11 protein-coding genes are annotated in these 12,690 nt (G+C 63.4%); 5 read left to right on the top strand and 6 right to left on the bottom strand.

From position 1 onward, the window contains the following. The first annotated feature begins 2 nt into the window (after positions 1-2). From CDPAHKCJ_RS02365 to pepN, 5 genes are all read left to right on the top strand, one after another. Positions 3-491, top strand: a complete 489-nt coding sequence (locus tag CDPAHKCJ_RS02365) for a YajQ family cyclic di-GMP-binding protein (RefSeq protein ID WP_166018547.1) — start codon at positions 3-5, stop codon at positions 489-491. A 284-nt stretch (positions 492-775) separates the two neighbouring features. Continuing rightward, on the top strand, positions 776-1,618 hold the full coding sequence (locus CDPAHKCJ_RS02360) for a S1-like domain-containing RNA-binding protein (protein WP_166018545.1): 843 nt from the start codon (positions 776-778) through the stop codon (positions 1,616-1,618). Between the two features lie 153 nt (positions 1,619-1,771). Then, positions 1,772-2,986, top strand: coding sequence for a glycerate kinase (locus CDPAHKCJ_RS02355; RefSeq protein ID WP_166018543.1), 1,215 nt, complete (start codon positions 1,772-1,774; stop codon positions 2,984-2,986). A gap of 264 nt (positions 2,987-3,250) precedes the next feature. Then, on the top strand, positions 3,251-3,676 hold the full coding sequence (locus tag CDPAHKCJ_RS02350; protein ID WP_233593307.1) for a YbaN family protein: 426 nt from the start codon (positions 3,251-3,253) through the stop codon (positions 3,674-3,676). Between the two features lie 99 nt (positions 3,677-3,775). Continuing rightward, positions 3,776-6,427 carry an aminopeptidase N gene (gene pepN / locus CDPAHKCJ_RS02345; RefSeq protein WP_166018541.1) on the top strand — a complete coding sequence of 884 codons (2,652 nt, stop codon included), beginning with the start codon at positions 3,776-3,778 and terminating at the stop codon, positions 6,425-6,427. Between the two features lie 202 nt (positions 6,428-6,629). On the opposite strand, the gene CDPAHKCJ_RS02340 is transcribed toward pepN, so the two are convergent. From CDPAHKCJ_RS02340 to rsxD, 6 genes are all read right to left on the bottom strand, one after another. Beyond that, positions 6,630-6,917 carry a hypothetical protein gene (locus CDPAHKCJ_RS02340; protein ID WP_166018539.1) on the bottom strand — a complete coding sequence of 96 codons (288 nt, stop codon included), beginning with the start codon at positions 6,915-6,917 and terminating at the stop codon, positions 6,630-6,632. A gap of 61 nt (positions 6,918-6,978) precedes the next feature. Continuing rightward, positions 6,979-9,186 carry an EAL domain-containing protein gene (locus tag CDPAHKCJ_RS02335; RefSeq protein ID WP_166018537.1) on the bottom strand — a complete coding sequence of 736 codons (2,208 nt, stop codon included), beginning with the start codon at positions 9,184-9,186 and terminating at the stop codon, positions 6,979-6,981. Positions 9,187-9,416: 230 nt separating this feature from the next. After that, a complete protein-coding gene (gene nth / locus CDPAHKCJ_RS02330; protein ID WP_043334098.1) occupies positions 9,417-10,052 on the bottom strand; it encodes an endonuclease III in 636 nt (211 codons plus the stop codon). Between the two features lie 99 nt (positions 10,053-10,151). Beyond that, on the bottom strand, positions 10,152-10,862 hold the full coding sequence (locus tag CDPAHKCJ_RS02325) for an electron transport complex subunit E (protein WP_043334099.1): 711 nt from the start codon (positions 10,860-10,862) through the stop codon (positions 10,152-10,154). Next, positions 10,855-11,634, bottom strand: a complete 780-nt coding sequence (gene rsxG, locus CDPAHKCJ_RS02320; RefSeq protein ID WP_166018535.1) for an electron transport complex subunit RsxG — start codon at positions 11,632-11,634, stop codon at positions 10,855-10,857. Before rsxG ends, CDPAHKCJ_RS02325 begins: the two co-directional genes overlap by 8 nt. Continuing rightward, positions 11,631-12,671, bottom strand: coding sequence for an electron transport complex subunit RsxD (rsxD, locus tag CDPAHKCJ_RS02315; RefSeq protein WP_166018533.1), 1,041 nt, complete (start codon positions 12,669-12,671; stop codon positions 11,631-11,633). The genes rsxG and rsxD overlap by 4 nt, the downstream gene beginning before the upstream one ends. Positions 12,672-12,690 lie beyond the last annotated feature (19 nt).

Here is a 12,690-nt window from a genome sequence, read left to right as displayed (position 1 = left end):
CCATGCCGTCATTCGATATTGTCTCCGAACTCGACAAGCACGAAGTACAGAATGCCGTCGATCAGGCCAATCGCGAACTCGCGACGCGCTTCGATTTCAAGGGCGTGACTGCCAGCTTCGAACTCGAGAAGGAAGAGAACGTCAATCTGGAAGCCGAGGCGGACTTCCAGCTGCGTCAGATGATCGAACTGCTCAAGGGTCGTCTGATCGCGCGCGGCATCGACGTGCGCTGCCTGGAAGAGAAGGACGCCGACACCGCTGGTGTGCGTGCCCGTCAGCAGCTGGTGCTGCGCCAGGGTCTGGACCAGCCGACCGCCAAGAAGATCGTCAAGGCGCTCAAGGATGCCAAGCTCAAGGTCCAGGCGCAGATCCAGGGTGAGAAGGTCCGCGTCACCGGCAAGAAGCGTGATGACCTGCAGGGCGCCATGGCATTGCTCAAGGGCGATGAGAGCATCGAGCTGCCGTTGCAGTTCAATAACTTCCGCGACTGATCCGGCGCGCAAGTGACTGGCGATCGCCATTCTCAGCACCGTTCGCTATCGGCGTGCGGTGCTGTATTCGTTTGACTCGCTGATTGGCGGTCTCGTTGGATCTACTGACTCCCTGATCCGCTTTGAAAGCGTCATGTCTCGTCGCTGGCGCTACGCTTGTCCAGCCCGGTGCTTCACTCGAGACGACCGGACGCGTCGCTTTCAAAGCGTTTCACCTAATTCGTACGTGATATCTGCGCCATGCGGGCCGCTTCGGCACCCGACAACGCGCAAAGAGAGGTTATATGTCTGCTCCGCTCGCTATCGGCCAGCGCAACACCCTGACGATCACCAAGCGGGTCGGCTTCGGCGTCTTCCTCGATGGTGGGGATCGCGGGGAAATCCTGCTGCCGACGCCCTTCATTCCGGCGGGGGCCGACATCGGTGATGAAGTCGAAGTCTTCGTCAGCCTGGATGATGAAGACCGCCTGCTGGCCACCACGCGCTATCCGCGTGCCATGGTCGGTGAATTCGCCGCGCTCAAGGTGGTCGAGGTCAATGACATCGGCACCTTCCTCGACAATGGCCTGGGCAAGGATTTGCTGCTGCCCTACGGCGAGCGCAAGCGTGAGCTCAAGGCTGGCCAGTTCGCCATGGTGCACGTCGGTCTCGACAAGCACAGTGACCGCATGGTCGCCTCGATGCGTCTGGATCGCTGGCTCGACAAGACCCCGGCCACCTACGCGATGGGTCAGGAAGTCTCCGGGCTGGTCGCTGCACGCACCGACCTGGGCATGAAGATCATCATCGACAACGCCCATTGGGGCCTGGTGCACCACGACCGAATCTTCACGCGTCTGCGCATCGGCAATCGTCTGCGTCTGTGGGTGTTGAAGAATGACGGCAACGGCAATGTCGATCTGACGCCCCAGGCGCCGGGGCCGGCTGGCCATCAGCAGCTGGCGGACCGCATTCTGGCCGCGCTGGAAGCCAGCCAGGGCGTGCTGCCGCTGGGCGACAAGAGCGAGCCGGAAGCCATCAGTGAAGCCTTCGGTGCCAGCAAGGCCAACTTCAAGCGCGCCATCGGTCACCTGAAGCGCGAAGGCAAGGTCACGCTGGCGCCCACCGAGACGCGTCTGGTCAAGTAAGCGTCGCTGTCAGCCTGCACTGCCACCCTCGGGAGACCGACGGGTGGCAGTTTGCGTTTCAGCGTGCCGCATGGCACCAATGACAGCGTATCATTGGGGTATCTTGCACTGAGTCGCCCCATTCGCTCCTTCACTTCGACAAGGAATGTCTGCATGACTGTCTCTGCTTCCGCTGCCTCCTCCGCTTCTTCTGGTCCCTCAGCTTCTGCCGGTGCGCCGCGTCTGTTGATTGCCCCTGACAGCTTCAAGGAAGCGCTGGCAGCCAGTGATGCCGCCGAGGCCATGGCGCGCGGTGTTCGCAGGGTACTGCCCGAGGCACAGATCGATCTCTGCCCGTTGGGGGATGGCGGTGAGGGCACGCTGGCGGCGTTGTTGGCGGCGGCCAGTGAAGCAGACCCCATCGAGGCGCGCAGCGCTCAGGTGCGAGATCCGCTTGGGCGTGAGGTCACCGCCCAGTGGGGCTGGCAGCTGGGTAGCCGCACCGCCATCGTCGAGCTGGCCGAAGCCAGTGGTCTGCATCTGGTCAGCCCTGAAGAGCGCGACGCGCGTATCGCCGACACGCATGGCGTGGGCGAGCTGATACTGGCGGCGCTGGACGCCGGTGCCGAGCGGCTGATCGTCACGCTGGGCGGCAGTGCCACCAACGATGGCGGCAGCGGCATGTTGCGTGCGCTCGGGCTGCGCCTGCTCGACGCTGATGGGGAAGAGCTGCCCGCGGGAGGCGCGGCCCTCGCGCGTCTGGCGAGTCTGGACGTCAGTGCGCTGGACCCACGCCTGGCCGATCTCAAGGTGTCTGCCGCGGTCGATGTCGACAACCCCCTGTGTGGCCCGCGTGGCGCGACGGCCGTGTTCGGGCCGCAGAAGGGCGCCGATGCCGCGGTGGTCGAGGAGCTGGATGCGGCACTGGCCCACTTTGCGCGCCTGAGCGCTGAAGTGCTGGGCGCAGACCAGCAGCAACTGGCCGGTGCAGGGGCCGCAGGCGGCATGGGCTACGCGGTGGCGGCCTGGTTGAACGGTGAGCTGCGCCCGGGTATCGAGCTAGTGATGGAGCGCCTCAACGTGAGCGAGCGCCTGGCGGGCTGTGATCTGCTGATCACCGGGGAAGGCGGACTGGATGGCCAGAGCCTGGGGGGCAAGACCCCCATCGGCGCGGCGCGTGCCGCGCGTGCCGCCGGGGTGCCTGCCATCGTGTTGGCCGGACGACTGGCCGAGGGCTGGCAAGCCGCCCATGATGAGGGGGTCAGTGCCGTCTTCACGCTGTGTGACAGTGCCATGCCGCTTGAGCAGGCGCTGGCGCGCACCTCGGAGCTGCTGGCTGACCGCTGCGAGGCCATCATGCGTCTCTGGCAGTTGGCGCAGCGCGGCTGAGCGCAGCCCGGCTGATCGCAGCTCGGCTGAGCGCAGCTAAACCACATCTGGCTCGACAGATTGCGGCGTCGAATCCGGCCGCAGACAGCGGCCCACGGCCCCCATGGCGGGGGGCGTGGCCTTTCGCGATATCGGCAAGCCCGTTACCATGCACGCAGTTGCTATCAGGCGGATAGTCAGAAAGTACTTTTCCCATGAACGACTTGGCGTTTGACTGATAGCAGGAAGCACACGGTGTGTGACCGCAGGTGGTGAGGAACCGACATGATGATCTTTCGGCGCATGAAGCGTATCTGCTGGCTTGGCCTGGCCTGGTTGTTCTTCGGCATCGGCTTCGCTGGCATGTTTCTGCCGCTGCTGCCCACCACCGTCTTCATGCTGCTGGCGTTGGCCTGTGCCAGCCGAGGTTCGCCGCGCTTTGCGCGCTATATCCGTGAACATCCCCAGATCGGGCCGACACTGGTGGCGTGGGAGCGCGAACGCGCCATTCCGCTGCGCGCGCGCATCATGGCGGTCAGCATGCTGGCCGTCTCGATGCTGATCATCCTGTTCACCGTGTCAGTGCTGGCCGTCAAGGTCTCGCTGCTGATCTTCCTGTCGCTGCTGGCACTCTGGCTGGCAACGCGCCCGGAGCCCAAGGGCGAGGGGGCGAACCTTGCCGTCAGTGGCGAATCCCTTCCGCGCGAATGAGCGCTTCATCGCGGGCAGGTGAGGTGTCTTCTCCCTCGCTGTCCGCTGTCTTCCTGCCGTGAGGAGTCCTCTCCCGCGGCGCTGATTGCGGAGTCTTTGATGTCACAACCTGCAGCGATTCATCTTGCCGATTATCAGGCACCCGCCTGGCGTGTGCTGGACACCCGCCTGACGTTTGATCTGGCACCGTCCGCGACCCGTGTCACGACCGTACTGACCCTGGAGGCCAATCCCGATGCCGCCGTGGGCAGTGATGCCACGCCCCCGCTGGTGCTCAATGGCGAGCATCTGACGCTTGAGTCCGTGCGTGTCGATGGGCGAGCGCTCGCCAGTGATGAATACAAGCTCGACGAGACTCACCTGACGCTGGCCGGTCTGCCGGCCAACTGTGAGCTCGAGACGGTAGTGGTGATCGACCCGGCCGCGAATACCGCGCTGGAAGGCCTCTACGTATCCTCGGGCATGTTCTGCACCCAGTGCGAGGCCGAAGGCTTCCGCCGCATCACCTACTACCCGGACCGTCCGGACGTGATGTCGGTGTTCACCACCACCATCATCGCCGACAAGGACAGCTACCCGATTCTGCTCTCCAACGGTAACCCCATCGAGCGTGGCGAGCACGAAGGCGGCCGTCACTTCGTCACCTGGCAGGACCCGCATCCCAAGCCGTGCTATCTGTTCGCGCTGGTAGCGGGAGACCTGGTCAAGCATGACGACAGCTTCACCACCATGAGTGGTCGTGACGTCGCGCTGGAAATCTGGGTCGAGCCGGAAAATCTCGACAAGACCCAGCACGCCATGAACTCCCTCAAGGCGTCCATGAAGTGGGACGAGGAAGTCTACGGTCGCGAATATGACCTCGACATCTTCATGATCGTCGCGGTCAACGACTTCAACATGGGCGCGATGGAGAACAAGGGCCTCAACATCTTCAACAGCGCCTGCGTGCTGGCCAACCCCGACACCACCACCGACGCCGCCTTCCAGCGCGTCGAAGGGGTGGTCGCGCATGAGTACTTCCACAACTGGTCGGGCAACCGTGTCACCTGCCGTGACTGGTTCCAGCTGTCCCTGAAGGAAGGCTTCACCGTCTATCGCGACCAGACCTTCTCCGCCGACATGAACTCGGCGCCGGTCAAGCGCATCGAAGACGTCGCCATGTTGCGTACCGCGCAGTTCGCCGAAGATGCCGGGCCCACCGCGCACCCGGTGCGCCCGGCGTCCTACATCGAGATTTCCAACTTCTATACCCTGACCATCTATGAGAAGGGGTCCGAAGTGGTGCGCATGGTCGCCAACCTGCTCGGCGAAGAAGCCTTCCGCCGTGGCAGTGACCTCTACTTCGCGCGCAACGATGGCAGCGCCGCCACCATCGAGGACTTCATCAGCGCGATGAGCGAAGCCTCCGGTCGCGACTTCAGCCAGTTCATGCGCTGGTACTCCCAGGCGGGCACACCGAACATCGCCGCCAGTGGCACCTTCGATGCCCAGGCAGGTACCTATTCTCTCACGCTGCGTCAGTCCACGCCGCCTTCACCGGGGCAGGCGGAGAAGCTGCCGCTGGTGATTCCGGTGCGCATGGGGCTGGTCGGGGCCGATGGCAGCGATCTGACGCTGACCCTCGACGGCGAAGCGCTGGGCACGGAAACCGTGCTGGAGCTGACCGAGGCCGAGCAGACCTTCGTCTTCACCGGCCTTGCTGGCGATGCCGAGCCGGTGCCATCGCTGCTGCGCGGCTTCTCGGCGCCGGTCAAGCTGGCCTTTGACTACAGCCGTGAGCAGCTGGCCTTCCTGATGCAGCACGACAGCGATGGCTTCAACCGCTGGGATGCCGGTCAGCGTCTGGCCATGGCAGCGCTTGAAGACCTGATGGCGGCCTGGCAGCGTGGCGAGCAGGAGGCCCAGCTGGATGAGCGCCTGCTGGCCGCCTATCGCTTCCTGCTCCAGAGTGAAGCTTCCGATCGTGCGGTGCTGGCCGAGATGCTGACGCTGCCCTCGGAGGCCTATATCGCCGAGCAGCAGAGTGTCGTCGATGTCGATGCCATCCACTGGGCGCGCAAGACCGCCAAGGCACAGCTGGCCAGTGCGCTGCGCGACGATTTCGTGGCGCTCTATCACGCCAACGCGCAGCAGGGCGACTACGCGCCGACCTTCGAGCAGATGGCGCGTCGCAGCCTCAAGAATGCCGCGCTCAGCTATCTGATGAGCATCGAGGACGAGGAGGGCGTGCGTCTGGCCCAGGCCCAGCTGGCGGCGGCCCACAACATGACCGACGTGCGTGCCGCGCTGACGATGCTGGTGCATTCCTCACGCACCGACCTGGGTGACCCGGCGCTCAAGTCCTTCGCCGAGCGCTGGTCGCATGATCCGCTGGTGATGGACCAGTGGTTCTCGATCCAGGTCACGCGTCCGCAGGCCGATGTGCTGGACCGCGTGCGCTTCCTGATGGAGCACCCGGCCTTCTCGTTGACCAATCCCAACAAGGTGCGTGCCTTGATCGGCGCCTTCGCCGGCCAGAACCGCGTCAACTTCCACCGTCTCGACGGCGAAGGCTATCGTCTGCTGGCGGATGTGGTCATCGAGCTCAATCGTCTGAATCCGGAAATCGCGGCGCGCATCATCACGCCGCTGACGCGTTACAAGCGTTTCGATGCCAAGCGTCAGGACTTGATGAAGGCAGAGCTTGAGCGTATCCGTGGCGAGAAGCTCTCGAACAACCTGTATGAAGTCGTGGAGAAGGCGCTGGCCTGATCTTCTGATCTCACCCTTGAAGATAGACGGCAGTCATCGTGCGCATGGTGATGACTGCCGCTGACATGAAAAAGCCCCTGCCGATCGGCAGGGGCTTTTTCATGTCACGAGCCTGGCGCGAGTCCCGTCAGGGTATCGCCTTCACGGTTATCGCTTTCAAGGCGTCGCTTTCAAGGCGTCGCTTTCAGGGGCATCGCGCGCGTCAGGTAATCATCCAGCCGAGGAAGGTCAGGCCGATGAAGGTCATCAATAGTCCGCCGATGATGGAGCCTCTCAATAGCGATGTGATGCCCTTGAAGAGCAGATAGAGCCCCAATACCAGGCCCAGCAGGCTGAACAGTGATGTGCCAAGTCCCAGTTCGCCGGTCAAGCCATTGAAGAATCCCGAGAGGGCATCATCGAAGTTGGCGAAGAAACCACCCAGGCCTTCGACGATGAAACGAATGGCGGCACCGAGCTGTGTGCCGATCCAGTTGAAGAAATCTTCCATAACGCATGACGTCCAGACAGAAAAGAGGCCCCAGTGTGCCATGAAAGACGCGGATGCGCTGTCATCCGAGCTGATACCTGGCGGTGAATGCCTCGATCGACATGGGCTTGTCCATCAGGTAACCCTGTAGGGCATCACAGCCCATCTCCAGCAGCAGCTCGCGCTGCCTGGGGGTCTCGACCCCTTCCGCCACCACACACATGCCCAGCTCACGCCCCAGCTGCACCATGAAGTTCACCATGCGGCGATTCATCTCGTCGTTCTCGAGATCATTGACGAAGCTGCGGTCGACCTTGAGCTCATCGAAGGGCAGGTGCTTGATGTAGGTCAGGGAGGAGAAGCCGGTGCCGAAATCATCCAGTGACAGGCGCAGGCCCAGCGAGCGCAGTTCGTGCATGCGTGCCACGGTGGCGGGCATGTCGGTGGCGAAGACGTTTTCGGTCAGCTCCAGCTGCAGATATTGCGGGTCCAGCGTGTGCTGGTTGAGTGCCTTGGCGACGTTGCCGACGTAGTGAGGGGAGTCCAGCTGCTTGACGCTGACATTGACTGACAGATAGAGCCTGGCGAAGGCGGTGCCTTTCTGCCAGTCCTCCAGCAGCTTGCAGGCCTGCTCCAGTACCCAGTCGCCGAGGCTGTCGATCAGCTGGCTCTTCTCGGCCAACGGAATGAATTCATAGGGCGAGATATTGCCGAGCTTGGCGTGTCGCCAGCGCAACAGGCACTCAGCGCCGACCAGCTTGAGTCCCCGATCGAATTGCGGCTGCAGTTCCACGTAGAGCTCTTCATTCTCGATGGCGCGGCGCAGGTCATTTTCCAGCTGCACGGCGCGCTCAAGCTCCACGCGCATGCTGGGATCAAAGCGCACGGTCTGATTGCGTCCGGCCTCCTTGGCGCGATACATCGCGATATCCGCGCGCCGGATAAGCTCCTCCGCACTCAGATGGCGATCATGGAACATGATGCTGCCCAGGCTCGCCGAGCTGTGATGTTGCAGCGGCTGCGACTGTGGGCCCAAGAGCGAATACGGCTGGTTGAGCGCCTGCTGCAGGCGCTCCATCAGCTCATCCAGTTCGCGACAGGCAGTCTGTGGATCATGGCTCAGGGGTTGTACCAGGATGACGAACTCGTCCCCGCCGAAGCGCGCCACCAGATCGCTGTCACGCACCGTGGAGCTCAGGCGATGCGCCACCTCGATCAACAGATGGTCGCCGGTGGTATGCCCCAGCAGGTCGTTGATCTTCTTGAAGTGATCCAGATCGATGAAGATGAGCGCGCCGTGGGTGTCACGCGCATCGGTGATGATGATCGCCTGCTGCAGACTGTCGATCAGCGTGGCACGGTTGGCCAGCTTGGTCAGCGAGTCGAAGCGACTGTGCTGGTGCAGCAGGGCCTCTGATTCGACGATACGCGTGATATCGGTGATCGAACCGATCATGCGCAGCGGATTGCCTTCGCTGTCCCGCTCGATGACATCGCCCTTGTCGATCACCCAGACGACGTCGCCACCGCGGGTCAACATGCGGTGACGATGATAATAGGCCGTCTTGCCCGCCATGCAGTCCTGGATGGCGATCATCGCCTCGGGCTTGTCCTCGGGGTGCAGGAGGCTTGCGAATTCTTCCAGGCTGTTGCTGAGCTCGCTCTCCGGGATCCCCAGAATCTGTGACCAGCGGCGATTGTGCGTCACGGAACTGGTCAGGATGTTCCAGTCCCAGAAGCCTTCCAGAGACGTGTCATAGATGTGGTCGATCTGGCGGGTCTTGCGCTCATGTTCACGGACTTCGGTGGTGATGTTATGCGCCAGAACGGCGACCAGCGGCTGACCGTGAATGTCATGGAAGGGCTGCTTGATGGAGCGGAAGTGGTTGACCTCGCCGGTGGTGCCGTCGGTGGCATCCTCGAAGACCGTCTCGCACTCGAATCTGCTGATTACCTGCTCAACGCTGCGCCGGAAGAAGTGGCTCTGCTCGGTATTGCCGGTGTAGTGGCTGTCGTCGCGCCCGATGATGTCCTCGAGCGTGGTGCCGTAGAAGTCGGTCAGGGTGCGATTGGCGAAGCGGAACAGCCCCTTGGCATCCTTGATGAACAGGATGTCGGGATGCGTGTCGACCAGAGTGCGCAGCAGATGGTTCTCGGCTTCCAGTGCTTCGAGACGTGACGACATCTCCTGCAGGCGCGAGTGCAGGCTCGTGTCATCAGGCTGGCGGGAATCGTCGGAGCCTTCTGGACGCGGAGAACGGCGATCCCCGGCATCGGAAGGTGCGGTCATGGCAGGTTCCTGAGGCGACGGTCTGTGCTCTCAGTCTACGTTGCCGCTCGGTTGAATAGGCGGGGAAGCAGGGCCCATGTTCAATCAACGATCACGCATGCAGATCACGCATGCAGGTCACGCATGCAGTCCATGCAGGGTCGGAGCTATCTCCAGGCGCCTGGTGATCAAGTTCCCGTCATCAAGCCCCTGATGATGAAGACGTCATCAAATCCTCGTGCCCCGAGGCGTTACAGGTCGACCTTGTCCTTGTACTCGCAGAGGTCTTCGATGATGCAGCTGCCGCAGCGCGGCTTGCGTGCCACGCAGGTGTAGCGGCCATGCAGGATCAGCCAATGGTGGGCGTCGACCAGAAACTCCTTGGGCACATGGCGCATCAGCTTGTGCTCGACTTCCAGCACGTTCTTGCCCGGGGCGATGCGCGTGCGGTTGGAGACGCGGAATATGTGCGTGTCCACTGCCATGGTCGGCTGGCCGAAGGCGGTATTGAGCACCACGTTGGCGGTCTTGCGGCCCACGCCGGGCAGCGCTTCCAGCGCCTCGCGGGTCTGCGGCACCTCACCACCATGCCGTTCGATCAACATGCGGCAGGTCTTGATGACGTTCTCGGCCTTGGTGTTGAACAGACCGATTGTCTTGATGTACTCCTTCAGGCCCTCGACGCCCAGCGCGAGGATGCTCTCCGGCGTGTTGGCGACCGGATACAGCTTCGCCGTGGCCTTGTTGACGCCCACGTCCGTGGCCTGCGCCGAGAGCAGCACCGCGATCAGCAGCTCGAAGGGCGTCGACCAAGCAAGCTCGGTGCGTGGTTCAGGGTTCTCGTTGCGCAGGCGAGTGAAGATCTCGAGGCGTTTCTGGGCGTTCATGGCAGCTCGATGTCAGGTCAGCGAGTTTCGGTCGAACCCCGCCTGGAGCACGGTGAATCGCAGGCGGGGATGGGCAGGAGCGAGGCGCGGCTGCGCAAGTCAGGAAATCGTGCCGGTGACCCGCACGCGACGCGACACCTTGGGCGCATCGGCGTTGGCTGCCTTGCGGCGCTGCTCGAGGCGCTCATCGATGGTCTTCTTGCCCGCGATGATCAGCCCCATGCAGAAGAAGGCCCCGGGTGGCAGTACCAGGAACAGGAAGGAGTAATCCGGGAAGATCGTCAGCTGCCAGTCGGCGGCCATCGGCCCGACGAGCAGTTCCATGCCCGCAAACAGCGTGCCCTGGCCGAACAGCTCACGCATGCCGCCCAGCAGTACCAGCACGGCCATGAACCCCAGACCCATCATCAAGCCATCGGTGGCGGCCGGCAGCACGGGGTGCTTGGCGGCGAAGGCATCGGCACGCCCGAGAATCGCACAGTTGGTGACGATCAGCGGAATGAAGATGCCGAGAATCTGATAGAGCTCATAGGTATACGCCTTCATCAATAGCTCGGCACAGGTCACGAACGAGGCGATGATCATCACGAAGGCCGGCAGGCGTACCGCCGACGGCACCAGATTGCGGATCAGTGACACCGCCACGTTGGAGCCGATCAACACCAGCAGGGTGGCAAGTCCCAGGCCGATGGCATTGACGACGCTGGCGGTGACGGCCAGCAGTGGGCACAGGCCCAGCAGCTGCACCAGCGCCGGGTTGTTGTCCCACAGGCCGTCGCGGCTGATCTTGCCAAGTGAGATATCACTCATGAGGTTCGTCTCCGCCATGTTCAGAAGGCGCTGATGGCGTGAGCGTGCCATCAGCGCTAGGAGCTTGCGTGCCTTGCTGGGCCCTGGCGGCGCGGCGGGTCGCGGTCAGCGTCTCGCTGTCGCCGGCCAGCAGCGCCGTGCGATGCGCCATGAAGTAGATCAGCGCCTGACGAACGGCACCCACCACGGCGCGCGGGGTGATGGTCGCACCGGTGAACTGGTCGAAATCACCGCCATCCTTGTTCACCTTCCACTCCACCGAGCTGAGTGTCTGGTCATCGAATTCGTGAATCCAGTCGGACTTGCGCGCCTCGATCTTGTCGCCCAACCCCGGGGTCTCGGCGTGCTTGACGGCGCGCACGCCAGCCACGCTGCCATCGGCACGGATACCGACCAGCAGGCGGATATCGCCGCTGTAACCCTTGCCGGTCACCACCGGCAGCAGTACCGCGACGGTCTCGCCATTCTGGGTGGCGCGCCAGCCAGTATCGGCACTCTCCAGACCCAGCACCTGGGAGGGCGGCAGGACGAAGGCCGCGTCGAGCAGGTCATTGTCGTGCAGCGACGGCGGGATGATCTCGGCCAGCGCCGCGCTCTGGGCGGCACGCTCGTTGTCGGCGATGGTCTCGGCGGTGGTCATCTGGGTCATGGCGACGACGCCGGCGGTGACGATGGCGAAGACCGCCAGGCCCAGCGCGGCCCGCGCGATGGTGTGCTTCAGGCCGTGGGCGGCCTGAGCTTGCTGTTCGGGCTGATCAGGCGTGAGGCTCATGCCTTGTCCTCCAGCTTGATGCCGCGGCGGGCCTTCTTGTGACCATAGCTGCGTGGTTGGGTGTAGTAATCGATGAACGGCACGCTGAAGTTCATCAGCAGCACCGCGAAGGCGATGGCGTCAGGATAGGCGCCGAAGGCGCGAATCAGGTAGATCAGCACGCCGATGCCGACGCCGTAATAGAGCTTGCCCTTGTTGGAGGTCGCCGCCGTGACCGGGTCCGTGGCGATGAAGAAGGCGCCGAAGATCGCCGCACCGCACAGCAGGTGGAACAGGGGGCTGGCGTGCTGCTCGCCATCCACGAAGGCGAAGATGCCGGAGATCATCGCCAGGCTGCCCAGCATCGCCACCGGGATATGCCAGGTGATCAGGCGGCGCGCCAGCAGCACCAGGCCGCCGGCTCCCCAGGCGATGGCCGTCTGCTGCCAGGCGAGCAGGTTGGCGGCGGGCAGCAGGCTAGGGTCTGCCCAGAACTCGCTGCTGGAAAGCTCGCCCTTGTTGCGGAAGGCGTCCAGCGGTGTGGCGCCGGTCAGGGCATCTGGCGTGGTGATCACGCCGAAGAACTGCTTGAGGCTGTCAGCGAAGCCGAGTGCGAAGCCATCGGGGGCCGACCAGCGCGACATCTCGACCGGAAAGGAGATCAGCAGTAGCGCATAGGCGACCATGGCCGGATTGAACGGATTCTGGCCCAGACCGCCATAGAGCTGCTTGGCGACCACGATCGCCGCGATCACGCCGGTCAGTACCAGCCACCAGGGCGCCAGCGGCGGCAATGACACCGCCAGCAGCACACAGGTCACCAGTGCCGAATTGTCCTTGAGGAAGAAGCTGACCGGACGGCCACGCAGCTTGAGCAGTAGTGCCTCGAGGGTGATACCCGCCAGACAGGCGAAGACGAGGTTGAACAGCACACCCCAGCCATAATGCCAGCACAGCACGGCGATGCCCGGCAGCGTCGCGGCCAGCACCCAGGCCATCACGCGCGAGGTGGCGGTTGGCCCATGGGCATGGGGGGAGCTTGCATGCATCAGGCTCATGAGACGGTCAGATCCTTGC

Source organism: Cobetia sp. MB87, assembly GCF_011319755.1.
Classification (GTDB): Bacteria; Pseudomonadota; Gammaproteobacteria; order Pseudomonadales; family Halomonadaceae; genus Cobetia.
Note: the sequence above shows the minus strand (reverse complement) of the source record. Positions and strands in the feature narration are given on the sequence as shown.

Excerpts from the sequence above, each read along its gene's own strand:
- CDPAHKCJ_RS02365 (WP_166018547.1), top strand. The coding sequence starts at position 3 with ATGCCGTCATTCGATATTGTCTCCGAACTCGACAAGCACGAAGTACAG.
- CDPAHKCJ_RS02360 (WP_166018545.1), top strand. The coding sequence starts at position 776 with ATGTCTGCTCCGCTCGCTATCGGCCAGCGCAACACCCTGACGATCACC.
- CDPAHKCJ_RS02355 (WP_166018543.1), top strand. The coding sequence starts at position 1,772 with ATGACTGTCTCTGCTTCCGCTGCCTCCTCCGCTTCTTCTGGTCCCTCA.
- CDPAHKCJ_RS02350 (WP_233593307.1), top strand. The coding sequence starts at position 3,251 with ATGATGATCTTTCGGCGCATGAAGCGTATCTGCTGGCTTGGCCTGGCC.
- pepN (WP_166018541.1), top strand. The coding sequence starts at position 3,776 with ATGTCACAACCTGCAGCGATTCATCTTGCCGATTATCAGGCACCCGCC.
- CDPAHKCJ_RS02340 (WP_166018539.1), bottom strand. The coding sequence starts at position 6,917 with ATGGAAGATTTCTTCAACTGGATCGGCACACAGCTCGGTGCCGCCATT.
- CDPAHKCJ_RS02335 (WP_166018537.1), bottom strand. The coding sequence starts at position 9,186 with ATGACCGCACCTTCCGATGCCGGGGATCGCCGTTCTCCGCGTCCAGAA.
- nth (WP_043334098.1), bottom strand. The coding sequence starts at position 10,052 with ATGAACGCCCAGAAACGCCTCGAGATCTTCACTCGCCTGCGCAACGAG.
- CDPAHKCJ_RS02325 (WP_043334099.1), bottom strand. The coding sequence starts at position 10,862 with ATGAGTGATATCTCACTTGGCAAGATCAGCCGCGACGGCCTGTGGGAC.
- rsxG (WP_166018535.1), bottom strand. The coding sequence starts at position 11,634 with ATGAGCCTCACGCCTGATCAGCCCGAACAGCAAGCTCAGGCCGCCCAC.
- rsxD (WP_166018533.1), bottom strand. The coding sequence starts at position 12,671 with ATGAGCCTGATGCATGCAAGCTCCCCCCATGCCCATGGGCCAACCGCC.